At 68.4% G+C, this 25432-nt stretch carries 22 protein-coding genes; 7 read left to right on the top strand and 15 right to left on the bottom strand.

Annotated features, from left to right (window positions below; all coding sequences use genetic code 11):
* Positions 1-55 precede the first annotated feature (55 nt).
* The 6 genes from AB7E35_RS03730 to mltG all read right to left on the bottom strand — a co-directional run bounded on the left by AB7E35_RS03730 (position 56) and on the right by mltG (position 4664).
* Complete coding sequence (locus AB7E35_RS03730) at positions 56-733, bottom strand: ankyrin repeat domain-containing protein (RefSeq protein WP_428162978.1); 678 nt, start codon at positions 731-733, stop codon at positions 56-58.
* The gene (locus tag AB7E35_RS03725; RefSeq protein WP_428162977.1) at positions 730-1536 is read right to left on the bottom strand and encodes a TatD family hydrolase; all 807 of its coding nucleotides are present in this window, start codon (positions 1534-1536) and stop codon (positions 730-732) included. Before AB7E35_RS03725 ends, AB7E35_RS03730 begins: the two co-directional genes overlap by 4 nt.
* A 78-nt stretch (positions 1537-1614) precedes the next feature.
* On the bottom strand, positions 1615-1974 hold the full coding sequence (locus AB7E35_RS03720) for a PilZ domain-containing protein (RefSeq protein ID WP_428162976.1): 360 nt from the start codon (positions 1972-1974) through the stop codon (positions 1615-1617).
* 32 nt (positions 1975-2006) lie between these two features.
* Entirely contained in the window at positions 2007-3005 is a 999-nt protein-coding gene (locus tag AB7E35_RS03715; protein WP_428167109.1) for a DNA polymerase III subunit delta', read from the bottom strand.
* Positions 3002-3658, bottom strand: a complete 657-nt coding sequence (tmk, locus tag AB7E35_RS03710; RefSeq protein ID WP_428167108.1) for a dTMP kinase — start codon at positions 3656-3658, stop codon at positions 3002-3004. Before tmk ends, AB7E35_RS03715 begins: the two co-directional genes overlap by 4 nt.
* Positions 3659-3662: 4 nt before the next feature.
* A complete protein-coding gene (gene mltG, locus AB7E35_RS03705; RefSeq protein WP_428167107.1) occupies positions 3663-4664 on the bottom strand; it encodes an endolytic transglycosylase MltG in 1002 nt (333 codons plus the stop codon).
* 45 nt (positions 4665-4709) lie between these two features.
* Here mltG and AB7E35_RS03700 point away from each other — a divergent pair, with 45 nt between their 5' ends.
* The gene (locus tag AB7E35_RS03700; RefSeq protein ID WP_428167106.1) at positions 4710-5657 is read left to right on the top strand and encodes a YgfZ/GcvT domain-containing protein; all 948 of its coding nucleotides are present in this window, start codon (positions 4710-4712) and stop codon (positions 5655-5657) included.
* A 72-nt stretch (positions 5658-5729) separates the two neighbouring features.
* Here the strand turns inward: AB7E35_RS03700 and AB7E35_RS03695 are convergent, their stop codons facing one another.
* The 3 genes from AB7E35_RS03695 to AB7E35_RS03685 form a co-directional block, all read right to left on the bottom strand.
* The gene (locus AB7E35_RS03695; protein ID WP_428167105.1) at positions 5730-6596 is read right to left on the bottom strand and encodes a YbgC/FadM family acyl-CoA thioesterase; all 867 of its coding nucleotides are present in this window, start codon (positions 6594-6596) and stop codon (positions 5730-5732) included.
* Between the two features lie 21 nt (positions 6597-6617).
* Positions 6618-7610, bottom strand: a complete 993-nt coding sequence (locus AB7E35_RS03690; protein ID WP_428167104.1) for an alpha/beta hydrolase — start codon at positions 7608-7610, stop codon at positions 6618-6620.
* Between the two features lie 251 nt (positions 7611-7861).
* Complete coding sequence (locus tag AB7E35_RS03685) at positions 7862-8737, bottom strand: 2-keto-4-pentenoate hydratase (RefSeq protein ID WP_428167103.1); 876 nt, start codon at positions 8735-8737, stop codon at positions 7862-7864.
* 51 nt (positions 8738-8788) lie between these two features.
* On the opposite strand from AB7E35_RS03685, the gene AB7E35_RS03680 reads away from it, so the two are divergent.
* Positions 8789-9925: an iron-containing alcohol dehydrogenase gene (locus tag AB7E35_RS03680; RefSeq protein ID WP_428167102.1), complete on the top strand. Its 1137-nt coding sequence runs from the start codon at positions 8789-8791 to the stop codon at positions 9923-9925.
* 69 nt (positions 9926-9994) lie between these two features.
* On the opposite strand, the gene AB7E35_RS03675 is transcribed toward AB7E35_RS03680, so the two are convergent.
* Both AB7E35_RS03675 and AB7E35_RS03670 read right to left on the bottom strand, forming a co-directional pair.
* Entirely contained in the window at positions 9995-10819 is an 825-nt protein-coding gene (locus AB7E35_RS03675) for an HDOD domain-containing protein (protein ID WP_428162968.1), read from the bottom strand.
* A gap of 91 nt (positions 10820-10910) precedes the next feature.
* Positions 10911-13316 (bottom strand): Tex family protein, encoded by a 2406-nt coding sequence (locus AB7E35_RS03670; protein WP_428167101.1) that lies wholly within the window; start codon positions 13314-13316, stop codon positions 10911-10913.
* A 76-nt stretch (positions 13317-13392) separates the two neighbouring features.
* Here AB7E35_RS03670 and AB7E35_RS03665 point away from each other — a divergent pair, with 76 nt between their 5' ends.
* On the top strand, positions 13393-13797 hold the full coding sequence (locus AB7E35_RS03665) for a hypothetical protein (RefSeq protein ID WP_428167100.1): 405 nt from the start codon (positions 13393-13395) through the stop codon (positions 13795-13797).
* Positions 13798-13800: 3 nt separating this feature from the next.
* Positions 13801-14853: a DUF72 domain-containing protein gene (locus AB7E35_RS03660; protein ID WP_428167099.1), complete on the top strand. Its 1053-nt coding sequence runs from the start codon at positions 13801-13803 to the stop codon at positions 14851-14853.
* A 73-nt stretch (positions 14854-14926) separates the two neighbouring features.
* Here the strand turns inward: AB7E35_RS03660 and AB7E35_RS03655 are convergent, their stop codons facing one another.
* Together AB7E35_RS03655 and AB7E35_RS03650 are read right to left on the bottom strand one after the other, a co-directional pair.
* Positions 14927-16411, bottom strand: a complete 1485-nt coding sequence (locus AB7E35_RS03655) for a cryptochrome/photolyase family protein (RefSeq protein WP_428162964.1) — start codon at positions 16409-16411, stop codon at positions 14927-14929.
* On the bottom strand, positions 16408-17832 hold the full coding sequence (locus tag AB7E35_RS03650) for an MFS transporter (RefSeq protein WP_428167124.1): 1425 nt from the start codon (positions 17830-17832) through the stop codon (positions 16408-16410). Before AB7E35_RS03650 ends, AB7E35_RS03655 begins: the two co-directional genes overlap by 4 nt.
* A 245-nt stretch (positions 17833-18077) precedes the next feature.
* On the opposite strand from AB7E35_RS03650, the gene AB7E35_RS03645 reads away from it, so the two are divergent.
* Complete coding sequence (locus AB7E35_RS03645; protein WP_428167098.1) at positions 18078-18752, top strand: DUF1566 domain-containing protein; 675 nt, start codon at positions 18078-18080, stop codon at positions 18750-18752.
* Positions 18753-18823: 71 nt separating this feature from the next.
* On the opposite strand, the gene AB7E35_RS03640 is transcribed toward AB7E35_RS03645, so the two are convergent.
* The gene (locus AB7E35_RS03640; RefSeq protein WP_428162961.1) at positions 18824-19837 is read right to left on the bottom strand and encodes an asparaginase; all 1014 of its coding nucleotides are present in this window, start codon (positions 19835-19837) and stop codon (positions 18824-18826) included.
* Between the two features lie 76 nt (positions 19838-19913).
* Here AB7E35_RS03640 and lexA point away from each other — a divergent pair, with 76 nt between their 5' ends.
* A complete protein-coding gene (gene lexA / locus AB7E35_RS03635; protein ID WP_428162960.1) occupies positions 19914-20588 on the top strand; it encodes a transcriptional repressor LexA in 675 nt (224 codons plus the stop codon).
* A gap of 160 nt (positions 20589-20748) precedes the next feature.
* Positions 20749-21117 (top strand): hypothetical protein, encoded by a 369-nt coding sequence (locus AB7E35_RS03630; RefSeq protein WP_428162959.1) that lies wholly within the window; start codon positions 20749-20751, stop codon positions 21115-21117.
* Positions 21118-21271: 154 nt separating this feature from the next.
* Here AB7E35_RS03630 and hrpA read toward each other — a convergent pair whose 3' ends face one another.
* Positions 21272-25318, bottom strand: a complete 4047-nt coding sequence (gene hrpA, locus AB7E35_RS03625) for an ATP-dependent RNA helicase HrpA (RefSeq protein ID WP_428167097.1) — start codon at positions 25316-25318, stop codon at positions 21272-21274.
* Positions 25319-25432: the final 114 nt, after the last annotated feature.

The following is a 25432-nucleotide window of genomic DNA, read 5'->3' as shown; positions in this document are numbered from 1 at the left end:
CACTCCCCCTTCAAGCGCCGCGCCCCCGGCCATCCGCGCCCCAGTTCCCAGCCACCTACCACTTGCCCCGATTCGGCTGGCGCTGGCGCACCGCTTCGGCCAGCAGCTGCACCATGTCCTGGCGATTGGCGCGCATGGCAAAGTCCACTGCGGACAGACCCAGCTGGTTCTTCAGCGTGGGGTCTGCACCCTCTCGCAGCAGCAAACGCGCCGCGTCGCCCGTGCCGTAGAGCACGGCCATCATCAGCGGCGTGGTGCCGTTGGGCGATGCCGCGTCGATGTAGGCGTGATGCTCCAGCAGCAGCGCCACCATGGCGGGTGCATCCTGCGTGGTGCAGGACGCCGCGTAGTGCAGCGGCGCCCAGCCGGTCTTGTTGACATCGGCATCGCGTGCGATCAATGCACGCGCCGCTGGCATGTTGCCGCGCAGCGCAGCCATCATCAAGGCGCTCTCGTCCTTGGCGTTGCGCGCCTCTACCTGCAGGCCCTTGGCCTCGATCAGCACCGCGGCGACCTTGTGGGCCTCTTCGTGCAGCGCGCGCACCAGCGCTGGCTGGCCGCGGGTGTCACGCGCGTTGGGGTCGAACCCGCGGCGCAGCAAGGCAGCCACGGTGCCTGCATCGTCGAGGGCCACGGCACGAAAAAAATCATCGTAAGAATCGGCCCATGCCGGCCCGGCCACTGCGGCCAGGGCCAGCCAGGCCATTGCGCTGCGGCGTTGCATGACGGTCATGCGGCCTCCCGGAAAAACAGTTGCTCAAAATTGCGGCTGGTGGCCTGCGCCACGTCCTGCAGCGGCAGCCCCTTCACCGCCGCGATCTGCTGCGCCACAAAGGGTACGTAGGACGGGTTGTTGGTCTTGCCCCGGTATGGCACGGGCGCCAGGTAGGGGCTGTCGGTCTCGATGAGCAGGCGATCCAGGGGCACGAAGGCCGCCACGTCGCGCAGGTCTTGCGCATTCTTGAAGGTGATGATCCCGGAAAACGAGATGTAAAAACCAAGATCCAGCGCTGCACGGGCCACCTGTGCGGTCTCGGTGAAACAGTGGAACACGCCGCCGGCGCGGTTGCCGGGGCCGTCCTCGCCCTCCTCGCGCAGGATGGCCAGGGTGTCAGCAGACGCGCTGCGCGTGTGGATGACCAGTGGTTTGGCACAGGCCCGCGCGGCGCGGATGTGGGTGCGAAAGCGCTCGCGCTGCCACTCCAGGTCGGCAATGGTGCGCCCGCCCTTGCGGTCTTCCATGCCGTAGTAGTCCAGCCCGGTCTCGCCAATGGCCACCACGCGCGCCAGCGCGGCGCGATCGAGCAAGTCCTGCACAGTGGGCTCGGTCACGCCTTCGTTGTCAGGATGCACGCCCACGGTGGCCCAGAAGTTGTCGTACGCAGTCGCCAGGCCGTGCACGGCGGCAAACTCTTCCATCGTGGTGCAGATGCACAGCGCCCGATCCACCTGCGCATCCTGCATGGCCTGACGGATTTGCGGCAGCTGGCTGGCCAGCTCAGGAAAGTTCAGGTGGCAGTGGGAGTCAACAAACATGGTGCAAATCAAAAAAACAAAAAAGCCGACCTGTAGCAACGGTCGGCACACACGTTGGCGCCCGGCGGTGCCGCCGGTTCACATGGTCTGCGTGGGCCGCTCTGACCCAAGCGCGGTGCCCAGCACTTCTTCGATCTTGTGCTTGAGCTGGCGGGACTTTTCATCCTTGGGGAACTGAATCCCCACGCCCTGCGTGCGGTTGCCTGAAGCACGCGCGGGCGTCACCCAGGCCACGCGGCCGGCCACGGGGTAGCGCTGCGGGTCGTCGGGCAGCGTGAGCAACACGTACACGTCGTCGCCAAGCCTGTACTCGCGCGGCGTAGCCACGAAAATGCCGCCCCCTTCGAAGAACGGGATGTAGGCCGCGTACAGGGCGGCCTTTTCCTTGATGTTCAGCTGCATCACGCTGGGGCGCGGCGCTGTGGATGGACTGCTCATAGGACGTATCGGGCTGGAAGGCTTGGCGGCTGTCAATGGCGGGAGTTTAGTGTGTGGCGCGCCTGGGCCACAAGCGCCTCCAGCATCAGGCCGGCGTTGTAGGGGTGCTCTGCCGTGCGCGCCTCCTTGGCAAGCGCGCGCGACCATCGCGTGAGAGGGCCCACGCCGGGCGGCGCAGGCAGGTCGGCGCCCGCAAAGTAGCGCGGCTGCGCGCCCACGCGCAGCGCCAGCAGATCGTGGCAGAGTTTTTGCAACGCATCCACAGCCTGCGCAGGCTCCAGGCCGGCCAGCGCGGTCACGTCACCGCGTGCCACCGCCTGGGGCAAAAGCGCCCAGGCATGCGGGCTGCGGCCCGCGCGCACCTGGGCCAGCGCATCATCGGGTCGGCCACCTGCGGCGCGCAGCAGGGCCTGGGCCGCGTCGGGCGCCACGCCCTGCTCCACCAGCCATTGCTGGCTTTGCTCGGGGTCGGGCCACTGCAAGGTATGGCCCAGGCATCGGCTGCGGATGGTGGGCAGCAGCTGGTGCGCAGCCTCGGTGGCCAGCACGAATCGCACGTCGCCCGGCGGCTCCTCCAGCGTCTTGAGCAGCGCGTTGGCCGTCACGTGGTTCATCTGCTCGGCCGGGTACACCAGCACCGCCTTGCCGCGCCCACGCCCACTGGTGCGCTGGGCAAACTCCACCGCGTCGCGCATGGCCTCCACGCGGATCTCGCGGCTGGGCTTGCGTTTTTTGTCGTCGATTTCGGCCTGCGCCTTCTCGGGCAGCGGCCAGCCCAGGGCCAGCGCCTGCGTCTCTGGCATCAGCACGAACAAATCGGTATGGGTGTGCACGTCAATGCCGTGGCAGCTGGCGCACTGGCCACAGGCGCCGTGCGCGGTGGGCGCATCGCACAGCCAGGCACGCACCAGTTCCAGCGCCAGCTGGTACTGCCCCAGGCCCGAAGGCCCCTGCAACAGCCAGGCGTGGCCCCGCTGGGCCAGCAGTGCCTGGCGCTGCGCGGCGATCCAGGGGGGCACAGCCGCGTTCATGGCGCCACCCCGGGCAGCCAGCCGCGCGCAGCCAGAACGGCCTGCAGCTGTGCAGCCACCTGCTCGCGCGGCTGCGCCGAATCGATGCGTGCAAAGCGCTGCGGCGCGCCCGCGGCACGGTCGGCGTAGCCGCGCGCCACGCGGGTGAAAAACTCCACGGACTGGGACTCGAAGCGGTCGGGCGCACGCGCCCCCGCCAGTCGCTGCGCGGCCAGCTGCGGCGGCACGTCAAACCACAGCGTCAGGTGGGGTTCAAGCATCAAATCAGGCTGTAGCCCAATACCTGTCTGCGCCAGACGCTCCATATACGATAGCACCTGAAGATCAAAACCACGCCCGCCCCCCTGGTAGGCAAAGGTGGCATCGGTGAAGCGGTCGCACAAAACCACTTCGCCGCGCGCCAGCGCCGGCTCGATCACGCAGCGCAGATGGTCTCGCCGCGCGGCAAACACCAGCAGCGTTTCGGTCAGCGCGTCCATGCTGTCGTGCAGCAGCATGTCGCGCAGCTTCTCGGCCAGCGGCGTGCCGCCGGGCTCGCGCGTGAGGGTGACGGTGTGCCCCGCAGCGCACAGGGCCTGGGCCAAGGTGCCGATGTGCGTGGACTTGCCCGCGCCGTCGATGCCCTCGAAGGTGATGAAAAGACCCTGCGTCATTGCTCTATTTCTGCCCACGTTGGTACCGGTTCACGGCGCGGTTGTGCTCATCCAGCGTGGCGCTGAAGTGGCTGGTGCCATCGCCTCGCGCCACAAAATACAGCGCGCGGGTTGCGGCGGGCTGCACGGCGGCCAGCAGCGCCGCCTTGCCGGGCATGGCGATAGGCGTGGGCGGCAGGCCGGCGCGGGTGTAGGTGTTGTACGGCGTGTCGGTGGTCAGGTCGCGCCGGCGCAGGTTGCCGTCAAATTTGTCGCCCAGGCCATAGATCACCGTGGGGTCGGTCTGCAGCAGCATGCCCGTGCGCAGGCGGTTGGTGAACACACCGGCAATCTCGGCGCGGTCTTGGGCGCGGCCGGTTTCCTTTTCGACGATGCTGGCCAGGATCAGCGCCTGGTCGGCCGACTTGAGCGGCGTGTCGGGCGCGCGCTGCGCCCAGGCTGCCTCCAGGCGCCGGTCCATGGCGTGCAGCGCGCGGCGCAGCACGGCCAGGTCGCTGCTGCCCTTGGCGTAGGTGTAGGTGTCGGGGAAAAACCGCCCCTCGGCGGCCACGCCCGCCCGATCCAGGCGGGCCATGATGTCCGCATCGCTCAGGCCCTGGGTGTCGGGCTTGAGCTGCTCGGCGCGTGCCAGCGCCTGGCGCACCTGGCGAAAGGTCCAGCCCTCCACCAGCGTCACGGCGCGCAGCGCCTCCTCGCCGCGCGCCAGCTTCTGCAGCAGCGCATAAGGGCTGGTGCCTTGGGGAATTTCGTAGTTGCCGGCCTTGATCTCGCGGCTCTGTCCCGACAGGCGAAACCACAGAAACAGCAGCCGGACATCGGTGTCCATGCCTGCCTGCACCACCGCGCGGGCCACACCGCGCGGCGTGGTGCCGTGCTCGATCTCCAGCTCCAGCGGCTGATCGGCCGGCAAGCCGGCGCGCACCGGCATGGGCGCCTGCAGCCACCAGGCCGCCGCAGCGCCCGCCACGATCACGATCAGCAACACCCACGCGAGCAAACGACGCACAACCCTGCAGCCTTTAAGAAAGAAGCCGGGCATCATAATTCAGCCATGACAGACACCAAGCCCGTTCCCCTGCCCGCGCCCGCGGGCGGCGCAACCCCCTTGTCTCACCTGGGCGTGATCCGCGTGGCCGGAGAAGACGCCGCCAAATTTCTGCACGGCCAGCTGACGCAGGACTTCGCGCTGCTGGATCTGCACCACGCCCGCCTGGCCGCTTTTTTGTCGGTCAAGGGGCGCATGCTGGCCAGCTTCATCGCCTTCAAGCGCAGCAGCACTGAGGTGCTGCTGGTGTGCCCGCGCGACCTGCTGGCGCCCACGCTCAAGCGCCTGTCGATGTTCGTGCTGCGCGCCAAGGCCAGGCTGACCGATGCCACCGCCGACTTTGCGCTGTATGGCTTGCTGGGCGACGCGGCCCGTGCAGCCATGCCCTCTGCCATCCCTGCGGCCGAGCCGTGGGCCAAGGCCGACGTGGGCGACGCCAGCGTGGTGCAGTTGTACCCCGCAGACGGCCAGCCGCGCGCGCTGTGGCTGGCGCCTGCCGGCAGCAGCGCCCCCGCGGGCGAGCCTGTATCCGAAGCGCTGTGGCTGTGGACTGAAGTGCGCAGCGGCATTGCCACCGTCACCGCGCCCGTGGCCGATGCCTATGTGCCGCAGATGCTGAATTACGAATCGGTGGGCGGCGTCAACTTCAAAAAGGGCTGCTACCCCGGGCAGGAGGTGGTGGCGCGCAGCCAGTTCCGCGGCACGCTCAAGCGCCGCACTTATTTGGCGCACGCAACCGAACCCGTCACCGTGGGCGCCGAGGTGTTTGCCAACGGCGACGCCGAGCAGCCCGTGGGCACCGTAGTGCAGGCTGCTGACGCGCCCGGTGGCGGCATGGATGCGCTGGTGTCGCTGCAAATTGCAGCCGCCAGTGGTGCCCTGCAGGTGGGCGCGGCGGATGGCGTGCCCATCACACTGCTGCCGCTGCCCTACGCGCTCCTGGAAGATATCTAAGGCAAAACAGCCTCTAGCGCTTATAAATAAAGCGCTGGCAGCTATCAATAGCGAAGCAATCGACCCTGGCAGTCATCCGCCCCGCAGGCTGCACCGCATGGTGATGTGCGGTATGCCCACCTCGTCAAACGGCTCACCCACGGCCTCGAAGCCGGCGTGGCGGTAAAACGGCTCGGCGCTGCGCTGGGCGTGCAGCGTGACCTGCGCATCGCCGCGCTCGCGCGCCGCTTGCACCATCGCATCCAGCACCAGGCGACCCCAGCGCTGGCCGCGCAGCACGCGGTGCACGGCCATGCGACCGATGCGGGCGTCGCCCGGGGCCTCGTACAGCAGGCGGGCGGTGGCCACGGGCTGGCCCAGGCGGTTGTAGGCGACGGCATGCACGGCCGCGGCGTCGTGCGCGTCCAGTTCGAGCGCGGGGTCTATGCCCTGCTCTTGCACAAACACTGCCATGCGCAGGGCCGTGGCGTCTCGGCCCAGGGTAGCCCAGCTGCCCACATGCAGCTCCACCATCTCGCCGCCCGCCTCGAAGTGCTCGATCATGGCGCGCAGCGCGGGCGGCACGGCGCGCTTGGTCTGCGTGGCGGGGTCGGCAAACACATAAACCAATTCCACCGTGACCAGCAGCCGCTCGCCCGCGAACATGGCGGCCTGAAACACCAGCGACGTGGTGCCCACGCGCGCGCAGCGCATGCCCACGTCCAGCAGGTCGTCCAGCCGGGCCGATGCGTGGTATTCGATGCTGGCTTTCTTCAGATACACCTCGCCGCCCAGCGCTTGCATGCCTGCTTCGTAGGGAAAGGCCAGCGCACGCCAGTATTCGGTCATGGCGCAATCGGCGTAGGTGAGGTAATGGGCGTTGAAGACGATCTTCTGGATGTCCACCTCCGACCAGCGCACGCGCAGGCGGTGAAAGCAGCGAAAGTCAGAGCGTTGCATGGCCTGTATGTGTTTGATGGGTCAGTCGGACCGGAAGGCGCTGCGCAACGCGGCAGCCGCGTCGGCATGGGCCTGGCGCGCTTCTGGGATGGCGCGGCCCATCTTGATGAATTCGTGCGTGACGCCGCGGTAGATCTCCAGATCCACGGCAACGCCCGCGGCGCGCAGCTTGTCGGCGTATTCCAGGCCCTCGTCCACCAGCGGGTCGTATTCGGCCAGGCCGATCCAGGCAGGCGCCACGCCGTCCACGTCGGGCGCCAGCAGCGGGGCGAAGCGCCAGTCCTCGCGCTCGGCGCGGCTGGGGATGTATTGGTCAAAAAACCAGCCGATGGCCGCACGCTCCAGCACCAGGCCGTGCGCAAACTCGGTGTGCGACGGCGTGTCCTGGTGCGCCGTGGTGCCGGGGTAGATCAGCAGTTGCAGCGCCAGGGGCAGGCCCGCGTCGCGCGCCTGAATGGCGCACACCGCCGCCAGCGTGCCGCCCGCGCTGTCGCCGCCCACGGCCAGACGCGCGGGGTCTGCGCCCAGCGTGGCCGCGTGCTGCGCCAGCCAGGCCAGCGCGTCCCAGGCGTCGTTGCTGGCAGTGGGGAACGGGTGCTCAGGCGCCAGCCGGTAGTCCAGCGACACCACCATGCAGCCGCCCAGCCTGGCCAGCTCGCGGCACAGAACGTCGTGCGTGTTCACGCTGCCGATGGTGAAGCCGCCGCCGTGCAGGTACAGCAGCAGCGGCAGGGCCGCGCCCGTGGCAGCGGCCGTGGGCGCGTACAGCCGCGCGGGCAGCGGCGTGCCGTCGCACGCGGGGATATGCAGGTCTTCCACCCGGGGCAAAGCGGCCTTGGGCACCTCCAGCACGCCCGCGCCCACCTCGTAGGCGGCGCGGGCCTGGGCGGGGGTCAACGTGTGCAGGGGCGGGCGACCGGCGCGCGCCATGGCGTCGATGACGCCGCGCATCTGCGGGGTCAGCCGCGCGTGGTGGGGGGATGATTCATGAAAAGCAGTGCCGGTCGTCGTCAAAAGAGCAGTCCTTTACCCTAGAAACGGCAGTTGGACGCGCTTGCCAGTGCCGTGATCGGCGTGTCAGGCAAGGCGCGACGACGCAGCGGGCTAATGCCCGCAAGGAGAAGCAACGCCGCATGGCGCGGCGAGCGCGGTGCTGGCGAGTGCGTAGCGCGGTCACCACACAGGTGGACCTTAACGAAGCAGAAGAAGTCAATGTGCATGCAGCTTTCCTGAAGGTGGCAAGCGGTCAACTGCCGTTTCTAGGGTTACTTGAAGTGCACCTGCACCGGCTGCGCGCCGGGCAGGCCCCAATAGGTGGCGGTGACGCTCAGGCCGGGGCGGGGGGGCAGCAGCGGCGAGAACGACCCCAGGCTGACCAGGTCGCCAGGCTGCAAGGTGATGCCCTCTTGCTGCAGCGCCTGGGCCAGCCAGACCACGGCGTTGAGCGGCTGGCCAAGGATATCGCTGCCCTTGCCACTGGCCAGCAGCGCGCCGGAAGCGTCGGCAAGCTCCACGGTCATGCGCTCCAGCGCGTCCAGCAGCGCGTAACGCTCGCCGCGCGTCGCCGGCACCGCAATCGGCTGGCCCGCCACACCCAGGCGCGCGCCCACGTTGATGGCACCCACGCCCGGGCCATTGAGTTGCGGCGGCGCCTGCACCATGAGGTCGGGCAGCTCGATGAAAGGGATGACCTGATCGATATGCTGCAGCACCTCATAAGGCGTGCGGGCCTGATGGATGGCTGCATCCTTCACGCGCACCAGCATGTCGGCCTCGAACAAGGGCCGGGCACCAAAGGCAGTGGGCGTGGTGTAGCCACTGGGCTGAACCATGCCCTCGTACAGCTTGCCCCACACGGGCTTGTCGGTGTTGAAGCGCTTTTGCACCGCAGGGTTGGTCAGGCCAGCCTTGTAGCCCACCACCTTGCCCAGACGCTGCGCCAGCAAGCTATTGAGCTTGGCCCGCGTGCAGGCACCGTCCACATCCGACAGCGCTGGGAAGTTGGGTGCGGGCGTCTTGGCCTCGTAGTGCGCGGCCAACGCCGCCACCTGCGCGTCGCTCAGACATTCGGCGTGCGCGCCGGTGGTTGCGAGCGTAGCTGCCACTGCCGCCAATACGATGAGGGTTTGCTTCATGGTCATGCGGGTCTCCTGGTTGTAGTGTTGTGCCTGATCGTAACCGTCTCGCACACCATGGCTTTTATCAACTACGTCACCCAGATCCAGTTTGAATTTGGCGCCGTGCGCCTGCTGCCGCAGGAATGCCAGCGCATCGGAATCACCCGCCCCCTGGTGGTGACGGACCCCGGCGTGAAGGCCGCCGGCGTGCTGCAGCAGGCGCTGGACGCCGTGCCCGGCATGCCGCTGGCCGTGTTCGACCAGACGCCCGCCAACCCCACCGAGGCCGCCGTGCGCGCCGCCGTCGCCCTCTACCAGGCCCAGGGCTGCGACGGCCTGATTGCCGTGGGCGGCGGCAGCGCCATCGATTGCGCCAAGGGCATTGCCATTGCCGCCACGCACGACGGCCCGCTGACGCACTACGCCACCATCGAGGGCGGCTCGCCGCGCATCACCGCCGCGGCCGCGCCACTGATCGCCGTGCCCACCACCAGCGGCACGGGCAGCGAGGTGGCGCGCGGCGCCATCGTGATCGTGGACGACGGCCGCAAGCTGGGCTTTCACAGTTGGCACCTGGTGCCCAGGGCCGCCATCTGCGACCCCGGCCTGACGCTGAGCCTGCCGCCGCAGCTGACGGCCGCCACCGGCATGGATGCGATTGCGCATTGCATGGAGACCTTCATGTCCGCCGCCTTCAACCCGCCGGCCGACGGCATTGCGCTGGACGGCCTGCAGCGCGGCTGGGCCTACATCGAAGCCGCCACCCGGGACGGCAGCGACCGCGAGGCACGCCTGCAGATGATGAGCGCCAGCATGCAGGGCGCCCTGGCATTCCAGAAGGGCCTGGGCTGCGTGCATTCGCTCAGCCACAGCCTGGGCGGCATCAACCCGCGCCTGCACCACGGCACGCTCAATGCCATGTTCTTGCCCGCGGTGGTGCGCTTCAACGCGCAGGCCGACTCCATCCAGAAAGAGCGCCGCCTGGAGCGCATGGCCCACGCCATGGGCCTGGCGTTTGCGGGCGACATCTCCGACGCCATCCGCGACATGAACGCCCGCCTGGGCCTGCCTACCGGCCTGGCCGCCCTGGGCGTGACCGAAAGCATGTTCGACGACGTGATCCGCGGCGCGCTGGCCGACCATTGCCACGCCACCAACCCACGCCCGGCCACACCCGAGGACTACCGGCAGATGCTGACGCAGTCCCTGTAGCGGTGGCGGCCGCGGGGCGCCCGCCTGCGCGGACATGGCGGCCGGGGGGCGTTATCGCGTGCCCGGCCGTCACACGTAATCATCCGCCTCGGGGCACGCCTTCCAGTCGATGGGGTCTTGCTGCAGCACGGTGTCGATGTCCAGGCCCAGCACCACGCCCACCTCGCCCGGGAAGGTCACGGCCAGTTCGCGCTCACCCAGCCCCGCCTCGCGGGCGCGGGCGCGCCAGGCAGCCAGATGCAGCACGCCGGCCAGGGGTTCGTACACGTCGTTGTCAAACGGCGCATGGTGGTGGCGCAGCGCATCCACCAGTGCCTCGGGCAGCCGCCAGCGCACCGCCATGCCCGCGCTGACCTGGCCATAGCAATAGCCAAACAAATGCTGCTCCAGCAGGGCGCGGCGTATGTCCAGCGGCGCCATCAGGTTGTTGACCGTCTGCATGCGCTCGGGGTCCACCATGTGCAGCGCCAGTTCTCCCACGCCGTGCAGCAGTCCGGCCGTGTAGGCGGCAATCTGGCTTTGATGCACCAGCCCCGCCAGCGCGCGGGCCAGCTTGGCTGTATTGAGGCTGTAGCGCCAGAACTGCTGCAGCTGGATGCCCGGCACCGACCGCGACGTGGTGCCCAGCGGCGCCGTGGTCACCAGCGTGCGCAACTGGGCCATGCCCAGCAACACCAGCGCCTCGGCAATGCCGCAGACCTGGCGCTGGGCGCCGAAATGCCCGGAATTGGCCTCCTGCAGCAAACGTGCCGCCAGCGCCGGGTCGGCGCCGAAAAGCAGGTTCAGGCGGCGCAGGTCGGGCTCGGCACTGCCCAGCTCATTCATCAGCAGCGCCACCGTGCGTGGCAGGCTGGGCAGTGTGATGGGCTGCTCCAGCAGTGCATTCAGCTCCATGGTTGGGATCGCCCGCAAAAGGCCCTCAGTCAGAAAGGTTGCCGGATTATCCGTGCAACGCTTACCGTTGTTTACACAGGCCGCCAGCCTCTCAGCGCTTGCCCTGCAGCTTGGCGAAGGCCGAGGCCATGGCCGACTGCGGCGCGGGCTCCGCTGCGCGGCGTTGCGGCTGGGCGTAGCCCCGTTCAGCACGGCCCGCGCCTTCAAAGCGGTTGTCGCGCGGGCCGTCCCTGCGGGCGGGCGCGGCGTCCAGCTTCATGGTCAGGCTGATGCGCCCGCGCGCCACGTCCACCTCCAGCACCTTGACCTTGACGATGTCGCCGGTCTTGACCACCTCGCGCGCGTCGTTGACAAACTTGTGCGCCAGCTGGCTCACGTGCACCAGTCCGTCCTGGTGCACGCCCAGATCGACAAACGCGCCAAACTGGGCCACGTTGCTCACGGTGCCCTCCAGCACCATGCCTTCCTTCAGGTCCTTGATGTCTTCCACGCCTTCGTTGAAGCGCGCCACCTTGAAGTCGGGGCGCGGATCGCGGCCGGGCTTTTCCAGCTCGCCCAGGATGTCGCGCACGGTGATCACGCCAAACTTGTCGTTGGCAAACAGCTCGGGCTTGAGGGTCTTGAGCATCTCGGCGCGGCCCATCAGCTCGGCCACGGGCTTGCCGGTCTTTTGCATGATCTGCTCGACCACGGGGTAGGTCTCGGGGTGCACGCCGGTCATGTCCAGCGGGTTGTCGCCATCGCGGATGCGCAAAAAGCCCGCCGCCTGCTCGAAGGTTTTGGGCCCCAGGCCGCTGACTTCCATGAGCTGCTTGCGGTTTTTGAAGGCGCCGTGCTGCTCGCGCCAGCGCACCACAGCCTTGGCCACGCTGCCCGACAGGCCGGACACGCGCGCCAGCAGCGGCGCGCTGGCGGTGTTCAGATCCACGCCCACGGAGTTCACGCAGTCCTCGACCACGGCGTCCAGCGTGCGCGCCAGCTCGCTCTGGTTCACGTCGTGCTGGTACTGGCCCACGCCGATGCTCTTGGGCTCGATCTTCACCAGCTCGGCCAGCGGGTCTTGCAGGCGCCGGGCAATGCTGGCAGCGCCGCGCAGGCTCACGTCCACGTCGGGCATCTCCTGGCTGGCGTACTCGCTGGCGGAATACACCGAGGCGCCAGCTTCGCTCACCACTATCTTTTCAATAGCTGGCAGCGCTTGTCCTGCCTGATCTACCGCCTGTTTTTGCATTAATTTGATCAGCTCGGCCGCCAGCTTGTCGGTCTCGCGGCTGGCGGTGCCGTTGCCAATGGCGATGAGCTGCACGCCATGCTTCATGCACAGGCGGCCCAGCGTGGCCAGGCTGCCGTCCCAGTCGCGGCGCGGCTCGTGCGGATAGACGGTGGCGGTCTCCACCAGCTTGCCTGTGCGGTCCACCACGGCCACCTTCACGCCGGTGCGGATGCCCGGGTCCAGCCCCATCACGGCGCGCGGGCCGGCGGGCGCAGCCAGCAGCAGATCGCGCAGGTTGTCGGCAAACACCTTGATGGCCACTTTCTCAGCCTCTTCGCGCAGGCGCGAGAACAGGTCGCGCTCGGTGGACAGGCTGAGCTTCACGCGCCAGGTCCAGGCCACGCACTTGCGCAGCAAGTCGTCGCTCTTGCGGCCCTGGTGACTCCAGCCCAGGTGCAGGGCGATCTTGCCCTCGGCGATGCTGGGCTGGCCCGGCTCCGGCTTGAACGTGGAATTCGCCTGCGGCTCTGGCAGCGCCAGCTTGGCTTCCAGAATCTCCAGCGCGCGGCCGCGGAACACCGCCAGCGCGCGGTGCGAGGGCACGCGGCCGATGGGTTCGTCGTAGTCAAAGTAGTCGCGGAACTTGGCCACCTCAGGGTCGTTCTCGTTCTTGCCGTCCACCTTCTTGGAGCGCAGCAGCCCCTCGGCCCACAGCCATTCGCGCAGCGACTGCACCAGCACGGCGTCCTCGGCCCAGCGCTCGGACAGGATGTCGCGCACGCCGTCGAGCACGGCGAAGGTGGTCGAAAAATCGGGCCCCGGCTTGCCGTCGTCCAGCAGGGTGGCGGGCTGGCAGAAGGCCTGGGCCTGCTCGTGCGGGTCCAGCGTGGGGTCGGCCAGCAGCTTGTCGGCCAGCGGCTCGATGCCAAACTCCTTGGCAATCTGGCCCTTGGTGCGGCGCTTTTGCTTGAAGGGCAGGTAGATGTCTTCCAGCTCTTGCTTGGTCGGCGCGGCGGCAATCGCAGCGCGGAGCTGATCCGTGAGCTTGCCCTGCTCGTCGATGCTTTTCAGCACGGCCACGCGGCGGTCTTCCAGCTCGCGCAGGTAGGACAGGCGCGCTTCCAGCTCGCGCAGCTGCACGTCGTCCAGCCCGCCGGTCACCTCCTTGCGGTAGCGCGCGATGAAGGGCACGGTGGCGCCGCCATCGAGCAGCTCCACCGCTGCGCGGACCTGGGATTCGGTGATCTTGATTTCTGCGGCCAACTGCCGAACGATCTGCTGCATGTGCCTTCTGTGACGGGTCAAAACACGAAGCGCGGGAGTTTGCCACAGGGCCTGCTCCCTAAAATTGCAACTGCCGATGTCCGCCCTGCCCTTCCCCATCCGCACCGAATGCCCGCCCGGCGCCTGCGTGTGCGAGCGCGATGCGCTGCTGCGCACGCCTGGCGGTGACACGCGCATCCTGCTTCTTACGCGCGAAGAAGAAAAACGCCTGGTGCAGCGCCTGGAAAACCTCACCAGCCTGGCCGACCTGCGACACATGGAGCAGCGCCTGTTCGAGCAGCTCGGCGTGCGCCTGACCATCGCCGCCAGCCCCCACGAGGTACGCAGCCTGCGCGGCATCACCGTGCTGGTCCAGGAGCAGCCGGGCCTGTGCCGCAAGACGCGCCAGGCCATCCCCGCCGCCATCAAGAAAAGCATGGAGCACCGCCCGCAGATCGCCTGGGATCTGCTCAACGAGGGCGGCCTGTTCGAGGGCCTGTAGTCCATGCAGGAAGACCTGTTCGGCGCGCTGCCCTCGCCGCCGCCCGCGCCACCTCCCGACAAGGTTCCACCGCGCCGCGCTGGCGTCCATCCTGCCGCCTGGGGCGACGACCTGCGTGCCCTCGCCGCCCGGCTGCCACCCACACTGCGCCTGGGCACCTCGTCCTGGAGCTACCCCGGCTGGCAGGGCCTTGTGTGGGAAGGCGCGCATTCCGAGCAACTGCTGGCCAAGCAGGGCCTGCCGGTCTATGCCCAGCACCCGCTGCTGCGCACCGTGAGCATCGACCGCAGTTTTTACCGCCCGCTCACGGCCAGCGACTATGCGCGCTACGCGGCGCAGGTGCCGGCGGACTTCCGCTTCGTGGTCAAGGCGCCCAGTCTGGTCACCGACGCGCTGGTGCGCAGCGAGGACGGCCGGGGCCGCGAGCCCAACTCGGCCTTTCTGAGCCCGCAGCTCGCGGCGCAGGAGTTTGTGGCGCCGGCGCTCGAAGGCCTGGGCGCCCTGACCGGCGTGCTGGTGTTCCAGCTCAGCCCCCTGCCCTGGACGATGCTGGACCGTCTGCCCGAGGTGCTGGAGCGGCTGCGCGCCATGCTGCAGGCCCAGCCCGCGCTGCAGCCCACCGCGCCCGACGCCGTGCTGGCCGTGGAGGTGCGCGACCCCGAATGGCTGGCCCCCGAGCACCTGCCGCACTTTGCCGACGTGCTGCGCAGCAGCGGCGCCACCTACTGCCTGGGCCTGCATGCGCGCATGCCGCCGCTGGCCGAGCAACTGCCGCTGCTGCGCCGGCTGTGGCCCGGCCCGCTGGTGTGCCGCTGGAACCTGCACCCGGTGCATGGCCCGCACGGCTACGAGGATGCGCAGCGGCTGTACGCCCCCTACGACCGCATCCACCACCCCGACCCGGACAACCACGCGCTGCTGGCGCGCACGCTGGCTGGGGTGTGCGGGCGCGGGCAGAACGCGTATGTCACCATCAGCAACCACGCCGAGGGCTGCGCCCCGCTGACCGTGCGCACGCTGGCCGGGCAGGTTGCGGCGCAAATGCTATTGACTTAATAGCTGCCAGCGCTTTCCACACAAGCGCTACAGCCTTAAAACACTACCATCCAAAGGCTACCACCGGCGCGGCCTACGCGCCTGCCTTGGCACTCAAAAAGTGAAAGCGCATCAAGGTGCGCTCGCGCGCGCTGGCGTGATCGACCACGGGCAGCGGATAGTCCTGCCCCAGGCGCAGACCGCAGGCCTGCAGCTCGATCGGCGTCATCGCAGCGGGAAAGTGGATGTGCTTGTCGGGCACGCGTGCCAGCTCGGGCACATAGCGGCGGATGAACTTGCCATCAGGGTCGAAGCGCTGCGACTGCGTCACCGGGTTGAAGATGCGAAACCACGGCTGCGCATCACAGCCCGTGGATGCCGCCCACTGCCAGCCGCCGTTGTTGGCGGCCAGGTCGTAGTCGTTGAGGTGCTGGGCAAAAAAGCGCTCGCCCCGACGCCAGTCGATGCCCAGGTCCTTGGTCAGAAAGCTGGCCACCACCATGCGCAGGCGGTTGTGCATGTAGCCGGTCTGCAGCAGCTGGCGCATGGCGGCATCGACCAGCGGGTAGCCGGTGCGGGCCTCGCACCAGGCCCGCCACAGCTCGGGCGCGTCGTCCCACTGCACGCGGTCGTATTCGGGGCGGAAAGACTGCGTGACCACCTGCGGGTGGTGCCACAAAATCATGAAGTAGAAGTCGCGCCAGGCCAGCTCGGACAGCCAGGTCTGCGCGCCCTCGCAGCCCTGCGCGGCCTGCGCCGCGGCCAGGGCGGCCAGCTGGCGGATCGACACCGTGCCAAAGCGCAGGTGCACCGACAGGTAGGACACGCCCCTGCGGCCCGGGTAGTCGCGCGCATCCTTGTACGCCGCCATGCGCGGCACAAAGTCTTGCAGTAGTTGCTGCGCGCCCTGCATGCCGGTGGGCAACGCCATTTGCCGCAAGTTGGTGGCTTCAAACCCCAGAACCTGCAGCGTGGGCAATGCCTCGCCCGCCGGGGGCGGCGCCAGGTGGCGTGCATAACGCTCCACCGGATAGGGCTTGAGCTGAAAGGCATCCAGCTTTTGCAGCCAGGCGCGCTTGTAGGGGGTGAACACGCTGTAGGGCTGGCCCTGCTGGGTCAGCACCTCGTTTTGTTCCAGCAGCACCTGGTCTTTGTAGTCGCTGAAGGCGATGCCAGCGGCCTGCAGCGCCTGGGCCACCTGCCGGTCGCGGGCGATGGCGCCTGGCTCGTAGTCGCGGTTGGCCAGCACCTCCTGCACACCCAGGCTTTGCGCCAGCTGCACGATGCACTGCGCCGCCGGGCCGTGGCGCACGATCAGCCCGCCGCCGGGTGCGCCGCTGCGCTGCGCCAGCGCGCGCAGCTCCTGGTCCAGTGCCTGCACGCTGGCGTGGATGAACTCCACGCGCCTATCCTGGCGGCTGTGCAGGGCGCCCAGGATGTCGGTGTCAAAGATAAACACGCAGTGCACGCGCGGGTAGCGGCGCAGCGCGTGGTACAGGGCGGCGTGGTCGTCCCAGCGCAGGTCGCGCCGCAGCCATACCAGGGCGCAGGCGGTGCCTGCCTTTGCGGTATCCGTCATGTCTTGACCCTCAGCGAACTGCACACCCCCGCCGCCACCGCACAGGCCGCCGACACCAGCAGCGCCAGCGACTCGGCACTGCCATCGTGCCCCGGCCGCAGCACAAAGATGGCCGCCAGCAGCACCGCGCCCAGGGTCTGGCCCGTCAGCCGGGCCGTGCCCAGCATGCCGCTGGCCGCGCCGCTGCGGTGCAGCGGGGCCGAGGTGACGATGGTGTGGTTGTTGGGCGACTGAAACAGCGCAAACCCCGCGCCGCACAGCGCCATGCGCCAGACCACGTTCCAGTCGGCAGGCTGCGCCGGCAGCAGGCCCAGCGACAGCAGTCCGGCCGCAAACACGGCCATGCCGATGCCGCCCAGCAGGCCGTCGGGGTAGCGGCCAATCAGGCGCCCCGCCAGCGGCGCCACCACCGCCGTGGCCAGCGGCCAGGCGGTGATCAGCAGGCCTGCCTCCAGGTGGCTGCGGCCCTGCGCCTCCAGCAGCAGAAACGGCAGCGCCAGAAAACCCAGCATCTGCGCGCAAAAAGCCCCCACCGACGAGCCCATCGACAGCGCAAACACCGGTATGCGCAGCAAGTCCACCGGAAACAGCGGCATTGCCAGCCCCCACTGGCGCCGCAAAAACACAGCGCCTACCGCCACACCCGCGGCCAGCAGCAGCCAGCCCGAAGCCGCGCCGCCAGCCTGTGCCCCGCCGCGCGCGCCCAGCTGCGAGCCGCCCAGAAACAGCAGCGTGAACATGGCGGCGTTGAGCAGTACATCCAGCGCGGCAAAGCGCGGCGCCTGGTGTGGCGAAGGCGGGTTGGCCGGCAGCGCGCGCCGCCCCAGCCACCACACGCCCAGGCCCAGCGGAAGATTCATGGCAAACAGCCAGGGCCACGAGGCGACCGACAAAATAGCCGCGGCCACCGTCGGCCCGGTCATGGAAGCGGTGGCCACCACCAGCGAGTTGACGGCCATGCCCTGGCCCAGCTGCGCGCGCGGGTAAATCAGCCGCACCAGGGCCGCGTTGACCGACATGACGCCCGCCGCGCCCAGCCCCTGCAGCGCCCGCGCGACAATCAGCGCCGGCATGCTGGACGCCCACATCGCCCCCAGCGACGCCACGGCAAACAGCGCAATGCCCATCAGATACACCCGCCGATAGCCCACGCGCTCACCCAGCGCGGACAGCGGCAGCAGCACCACCAAAACGGCCAGCTGGTAGGCGTTGACCACCCACAGCGTCTGCGCCGCGCCCGACTGCAGCTGGCGGGCAATGTCGGGCAGGGCCAGGTTGACCAGGCTGCTGTCGAGCACGGCCAGCGTCAGCCCCAAAACGATGACCAGCATGGCCTGCCGGCGCGCGGGCTGCGGCAGGCCGTCCATGTCGGTGGCAGCGGCGGGCGTGAGCTTGGGTGTGTGTGCGGGGCCGGCGCTCATCGTGCGCCCCGCTGCGGTGCAGCGCACCAGATACCCCAGGCGCCAGCCCGCCAAGGCGGGGCGAACGGATGAAAAAAGACAGTCATGACCATGAACCGATTGTCCACACAGTCGCCGCGCCACGCTGGCGGCGCCATCAAGGCCCGCATGCCCGTGCTGATCGCGCCTTTGCACGCAGCCAGTGCGCTGACAATCCCATGACAAAACCTCTTGCTGCAAGCCTTTTTTGACCAGAACATACCGTCATGCGTTCGCAACAGCCCTCGTCCCCGGCCCTGACCTTATCGCCGGCCCGCCGCCGCCCGGCAGTCGCGCTGGCCCTGTGCGCCGCCGCACTTGCCATACCCGTCATCGCGTGCGCGCAAGTGGGTGACGATGACGATGACGATGACGAGCCCACCGCACCGCCATCTGCACCGGCATCCACGCCCGCCCAGCCCGCGCTGACCCTGTCGGCCGACGGAACGCTGGTGCTGGACATTCGCGCCCGCCTGGCCTGGCCGCGCTGCGTGGAGGGCATGCGCTGGAACGGCAGCGACTGCATCGGCGCCCCCGACTTGCTGAGCTACAACGAAGCGCAGGCCCTGGCCCGCAAACGCTGGAAGGCCGAGGACGTGCGCTGGCGCCTGCCGCGCGTAAACGAGCTGCGCCGCCTGCTCAACCGCAGCACGCCTGCACCGGCGGTGGATGCGCGGCTGTTTCCGTCCTCGCCACCCGAATGGCACTGGACGGGCACGGCCAGCATCAACGTCCACGCCGTCAATCCCTACGCCTACGACAACGTGACGCGCGGCGGCTCGGGCGAAAACACCTTGTACCCCCAACAGGGCTGGGCTGTGGACATGACCAGCGGCCAGGCCCGCGGCGACATGGGCCGCCACACACGCCTGGCGGTGCGGCTGGTGCGCCCCGCGCCTTGAACCCGTGCCGTGCGGCGCAAATCAGTCAGGGTCGCACCTGATCTGCTATAGATTAAATAGCTTCACGCGCTTTATTCAAAAGGCTCAAGGCCACTTTTTACCCTGTTGGCGCCAGCGCTGTCCGCCATCAGCTCCAGCAGCAGGCTGATCCGCGCCTTCACCGGGCTCAGGCCGGCCGCGTGCCGCCAGGGCGCGCCCGCCAGCTCCAGCATGCGCCCCTGCGGGCAGCGCGAGGCCACGCGCACCCGCACGCCGGCATGCGCCGCGCGCGCCAGCGCAGCCTCCAGCGCACGGTGCAGCGATCCGTTGCCCGTGGCGGCCGCTACGATGCCGTGCACCCCTTTTTCCACCAGCCAGTCCACCAGCGCGCCGTCGCTGCCAGCATGGCTCATGACGATCTCCACGCGAGGCCATGGCAGTCTGCCCAGCACGGGCACCAGCGCCGCATGCGCGGCTTGCCCGGCCCAGGCGGCGCCGGGCGGCCGGTCATGCGCCCAGCGCACCTGCCCCGCCTCCACCCACCCCAGCGGCCCGGCGTCGCCACTGTCAAAAGCGTCAAGCCGCAGCGGGTGCACCTTGCGCACATCACGCGCGCCGTGCACCGCGCCAGCCACCATCACCAGCACGCCGCGCGCGGTGCTGTCGGCCGCCAGGGTCACGGCGTCCAGCAGGTTTTGCGGCCCGTCGGGCGACAGCGCGGTGGCGGGGCGCATGGCACCGGTCAACACCACTGGCCGGCTCGCATCCAGCAGCGTGTGCAGCAGCCAGGCGGTTTCCTCCAGCGTGTCGGTGCCGTGGGTGATGACGATGCCCGCCACCGCCGGGTCGGCCAGATGTGCGGCGCAGCGCTGCGCCAGCCGCGCCCAGGTGGCGAAGTCCATGTCCTTGCTATCGAACTGCGCGACCTGCTCGGCCACCAGCGTGCCGCCCGCCGCCTGCGCCAGCCCCGGCACCGCGGCCAGCAACTCATCCACGCCGATCTGCCCCGCCACGTAGCCCACGTTGGCGCCGCGCACGGGCGAACTGCCCGCAATCGTGCCCCCGGTGCCCAGCACCACGATTTTTCTTTGCGCCACCTCTTGCACCTCTTCAAAAACTGTTCAAAAATACAGATACTGGATTAAAAAACAGTTGTTCATACCCACCGCACTGGATCGCACCATGCTCGACCGCCCCAAGCTCACCGCCCGCCAGCAGCAGATTCTGGACTTGATCCAGACCGCCATTGCGCGCACCGGCGCCCCCCCCACGCGCGCCGAGATCGCGGCAGAACTGGGCTTCAAATCCGCCAACGCAGCCGAAGAACACCTGCAGGCCCTGGCACGCAAGGGCGTGATCGAGCTGGTCAGCGGCACCTCGCGCGGCATACGGCTGTGCAGCGAAGCCGTGCGCAACATCAACGCCGCGCGCGGCACCCAGTTCAGTCTGCCGATTCCCGGCCTGTCGCAGCTCACGCTGCCGCTGATCGGGCGCGTTGCCGCAGGCTCGCCCATTCTGGCGCAGGAGCACGTGGACCAGACCTACACGCTGGAGGGCAGCCTGTTTGCGCACAAGCCCGACTACCTGCTCAAGGTGCGCGGCATGTCCATGCGCGACGCCGGCATCATGGACGGCGACCTGCTGGCCGTGCAGGCCACGCGCGAGGCGCGCAGCGGCCAGATCATCGTGGCCCGGCTGGGCGACGATGTCACCGTCAAGCGCCTGCGCCGCACTGGCAGCGCCATCGAACTGCTGCCCGAAAACCCCGACTACCCCGTGATCCGCGTCGAACCCGGCGAGCCCTTCGAGATAGAAGGCCTGGCCGTCGGCCTGATCCGCAACACCATGCTGATGTAGCCCAACGCCTGGCGCCGCCGCAGGTGGCGGGCGTATGGCATGCAGCACCACGGGCCTTGCGCCCGGCGGGTGGCGCGTGCCAACCCTGCGGATGCGCGCCTTCTTACTTGGCAATCCTGCCTGTGTTCCACCTTCATGCCCTGCATGCCGGAGTTTTCACATGGGATTTGCTCTTCCTGTTTTCACCTCGTTCCTTCAGCCCCTGCGCAGCATCGCCATGTCCATGCGCCCGCGCGCGACATGCCCAGCCCCGCTGGCAGTCCGCGCTGACGCCGCGCCCCAGCGCACCGCGCAGGCCGACAACGACCCGCGGCGCACGGCCAGCCCGGTCCATCCCTGCCACACGGCCGCCGGTTGGCATGGCCCCCGGGCCGGTGCCGCCATCGCGCTGCGGCCAGCGCCGGCCACGGCGCGAGCGCGCCCGCTGCGCGTGATCGTCAACCGCCATGAAGACAAAGCCTGCCGGCTGGTGATCTCCGGGCGCATGGCCGATGTGTGCGCCGAGCTGAACCGCCTTGCGCTGAACTGACCCGCCATGCGCCGACCACCGCGCCACTGCGCTGCGCTGGCAAACCGTGCGTGCGTGGCCAAAGCAGCGCTGGCAACCGGTCTAAAGATCACCTGCAACTGGTCTGAAGATGGCCTGCGAATCATCGAAACACCGGCCTGCCGCCAGCCTTGGCTCAAGACACCAGCTGCGACCACAGCTTGTCCAGCCGCTTGGTGCTGACCGGGTAAGGCGTGCGCAGCTCCTGGGCAAAAAAGCTCACGCGCAGCTCCTCCAGCATCCAGCGGTATTCGTGCATGCGCGCGTCCTGCTGGCCCTTGCGCTCGGCCACCAGGCGCCAGTAGCGCTGCTCCAGCGGTTGCAGCTCTTTCAGTCGGGCGGCATCGCGTGCCGGGTCGGCGCGGTATTTGTCCAGACGCGTGGTGATGGCCTTCAGATAACGCGCAAAGTGCTGCAACTGCGCCCACGGTGCGGCTGCAATGAACTGCTTTGGCATCAATTTTTGTAGCTGCTCGCTGGCGTCCTTCGTGGCTTCGGCGGCATTTTTGGTGTCCTTTATCTTGCGCGCCGCAGCGGCGTATTCGGTCAGGATGGCAGTTGCCATGCGCGCCACTTCGTTGGCAATCAGCGTCAGGCGGCCGCGTCCGTCCTGCACGCGCTGTTTGAACTGCGCCTCGGTCGTAGGCAGGGGCTCCTGCAAAAAGGCGCGGTCAATGGCCACGTCGATGATCTGCGCGCGCAGCTCTTCCTGCGTGCCCAGGGGCATGTAGGCCACGGCCATCTTTTGCAGATCGGGGATGTTCTTTTCCAGGTACTTCAGCGCGTCTTTGACCTGCAGCGCAAACAGCCGGCGCAGGCCGACGCGGTGGCGCGCCGCGGCCACCTCGGGCTCGTCGAACACCTCGATGCCCACTGCGTCGCCTTGGTCGATGAGCGCCGGAAAGCCGATCAGCGCCTGGCTGCCCTTGGTGATTTCCATCAGCTCGGGCAGTTCGCCAAAGCTCCAGTCCGTGTAGCGCGTATCCGGCTTGCGGGTGTCCTGCTTGGCGGCGGATGCAGGCGGGGCTGCAGCTTCATTTTTGATAGCTGTTCGCGCTTGCTTCACAGGGGTTTGTGCCACTTTTTGGTCGGCATCGACCGGCACTTCAGCGCGGGTAGCCAGCTTCAGCGAGGCCAGCGCCTGGAACGCCCCGCGCGCCTTGGCGCCCCACTCGGCCTTGAGCGCGCCCAGATTGCGTCCCTGGCCCAGCTGGCGGCCGTGCTCATCCGTCACGCGGAAATTCATGAACAGGTGCGGGCTGAGCATGTCCAGCTTGAAGTCCGCGCGCTTCACATCCAGCGATGTTTCGTCGCGCACCTGCTTGAGCAGCGCGTCGATCAAGCTCCCCTGGGCCCAACGCTCCTCCCCGGTCAATAGCGCCGCCAGCCGCGCAGCACTTTCCGGAAGCGGCACGAAGCGGCTGCGCGGGCGCTGCGGCAGGCTCTTGAGCAGGGCCTGTATCTTGTCCTTGAGCATGCCGGGCACCAGCCACTCGGCGCGCTCTTCGCTGACCTGGTTGAGCACGAACAGCGGCACCGTCACCGTGATGCCGTCGCGCGCGTCGCCCGGGCTGTGCAGGTAGGCGGCCGTGCAGTCCACGCCGCCCAGCTTGACCACCTTGGGGAAGTTGTCGGTGGTGATGCCCGCGGCCTCGTGGCGCATCAGCTCGTCGCGCGTCAGCAGCAGCAGGCCGGCGTTGCCCTTGCTGGCGGTGCGAAACCATTTGTCAAAGCTGGCGCCGCTGTAAACATCCTGCGGAATCTGCTGGTCATAAAAGGCAAAGATCAGCTCGTCGTCCACCAGCACGTCCTGGCGGCGGCTCTTGTGCTCCAGGTCCTGCACCTTGCGCACCAGCTTGAGGTTGGCGGACAAAAAAGGCCAATGCGTGTCCCACTCGCCCTCCACCAGCGCCTGGCGGATGAACAGGCTGCGTGCCTCGTGCGGGTCCACGCGGCCATAGCTCACGCGGCGCCCGCCATAGACCACCAGGCCGTAGAGCGTGGCGCGCTCCAGCGCCACCACGTCGGCCTGTTTCTTGGACCAGTGCGGCTCCAGCAGCTGCTTCTTTAAAAGATGGCCGCCCACCTCTTCCAGCCATTGCGGCTCGATGGCGGCAATGCCGCGACCGTACAGGCGCGAAGTCTCGACCTGCTCGGCCGCCACGATCCAGCGACCGGGCTTCTTGCTCAGGTGCGCGCCCGGATGCGGGTGGAACTTGATGCCGTGCGCGCCCAGGTAGGCCTCGCTCTCCTCGGCCTTGTATCCGATGTTGCCCAGCAGGCCCGACAGCATGGACAGGTGCACCGCCTCGTAGCCCGCGGGCTCGGTGTTGACCTGCCATTGGTGCTCGCGCACCACGGTCAGCAGCTGGCTGTGAATGTCGCGCCACTCGCGCACGCGGCGGATGTTGATGTAGTTCTGGCGCAGCAGCTGCTCCCACTGGCGGTTGCTGAGCTTGTGCGTGGGCTCGTCGGCGTCGGCAGGATTGAAGGCAGCGATGCGTTCGGGCGCGTCCACGGCGCCGGCTGCCTGCGCGCCGCTGCTGCGCTGGCTGACGGGCAAAAAGGCCACATTGCGCAGCTTGGCCACGGGTGCGCTTTGCGCCGCCATTTCCTTGCGCGTCTTGGCCACCACCTTGCCGCCGCGCGCGTCCTGCAGCCACTTCCACAGGCGCAGGTAGCCGGTGAACTCGCTTTTCTCGTCGTCAAACTTGGCGTGCTGCTGGTCGGCCTGCTGCTGCGCCTCCAGCGGCCGGTCGCGCACGTCCTGCACCGACAGGGCCGACGCGATGACCAGCACCTCGGCCAGGGCGCCGCGCCCGCGTGCCTCCAAAATCATGCGGCCCACGCGCGGGTCCAGCGGCAGGCGGGCCAGCTCGCGGCCCATGGGCAGCAGGTTGCCGCGCTCGTCCACGGCGCCCAGTTCGGCCAGCAGCTGGTAGCCGTCGGCAATCGCGCGGCCCGAGGGCGCTTCGAGAAACGGAAAGTTGACCACGTCGCCCAGCCCCAGCGACTTCATGCGCAGGATGACGCCCGCCAGGGACGAGCGCAGGATTTCGGGGTCGGTAAAGCGGTCGCGCTGGTTGAAGTCGTCTTCGCCATACAGGCGTATGCAGATGCCGTTGGCCACGCGCCCGCAGCGCCCGGCGCGCTGGTTGGCCGCGGCCTGGCTGATGGGCTCGACCAGCAGCTGCTCCACCTTGCTGCGGAAAGAATAGCGCTTCACGCGCGCTGTACCTGCGTCTATGACGTATCTGATGCCCGGAACCGTCAGGGACGTTTCGGCCACGTTGGTGGCCAGCACGATGCGCCGGCCGGTGTGGCCGTCAAAAATCCGATCCTGCTCGGCCTGCGACAGGCGCGAGAACAGCGGCAGCACCTCGGCGGAGCGCAACGTAGGCGAATGCTGCAAATGCTTGCGCAGGTGGTCGGCGGCCTCGCGGATTTCGCGCTCGCCGGGCAAAAACACCAGAATGTCGCCGCCCTTGCCGCCGGCCCACAACTCGTCCACGCCATCGGCAATGGCGTCGTTGAGGTCAAAGTCCTTCTTTTCCTCGAAGGGCTTGTAGCGCATCTCCACCGGGTAGGTGCGCCCCGACACCATGATGACCGGCGCCGGGCCGTCTTTGCCCTCGAAGTGTTTGGCAAACCGATCGGCGTCGATGGTGGCGGAAGTCACCACCACCTTCAAATCAGGGCGCCTGGGCAATATTTGCTTGAGGTAGCCCAGCAGAAAGTCGATGTTCAGGCTGCGCTCGTGGGCCTCGTCGATGATCAACGTGTCATACGCCTGCAGCAGCGGGTCGGTCTGCGTCTCGGCCAGCAAAATGCCGTCGGTCATCAACTTGACCGATGCGCTCTTTTGCAGCGTGTCGGCAAAGCGCACCTTGTAGCCCACCACCTCACCCGGCGGGGTGTTCAGCTCTTCGGCGATGCGCTTGGCCACGCTGCTGGCGGCAATGCGCCGTGGCTGGGTGTGGCCGATCAGGCGCCCGCGCGTGCCCTCGGGGGCGTTGCACTTGCCCCGCCCCAGGGCCAGCGCGATCTTGGGCAGCTGCGTGGTTTTGCCCGAGCCGGTCTCGCCGCAGACGATGATGACCTGGTGCCGGGTCATGGCCTCCATGATGGCGGCACGGCGGCCGGAGACGGGAAGTTGCTCGGGGAAGGTGATCGTCAGGGGCATAGGGGCGGCGATTATCCCAGCCCGCGCCCTGCCGACCGGCAGCGGCCAGTACCCCACGCGCTGCAGGGCAATGGCGGGCGCCGTTATCCTGCGCGCGCTCACGGCCACCAGCGG

Origin of the sequence: Diaphorobacter sp. (assembly GCF_050251835.1) — a bacterium.
Lineage (GTDB): Bacteria > Pseudomonadota > Gammaproteobacteria > Burkholderiales > Burkholderiaceae_C > JBFXIE01.
Note: the sequence above shows the minus strand (reverse complement) of the source record. Positions and strands in the feature narration are given on the sequence as shown.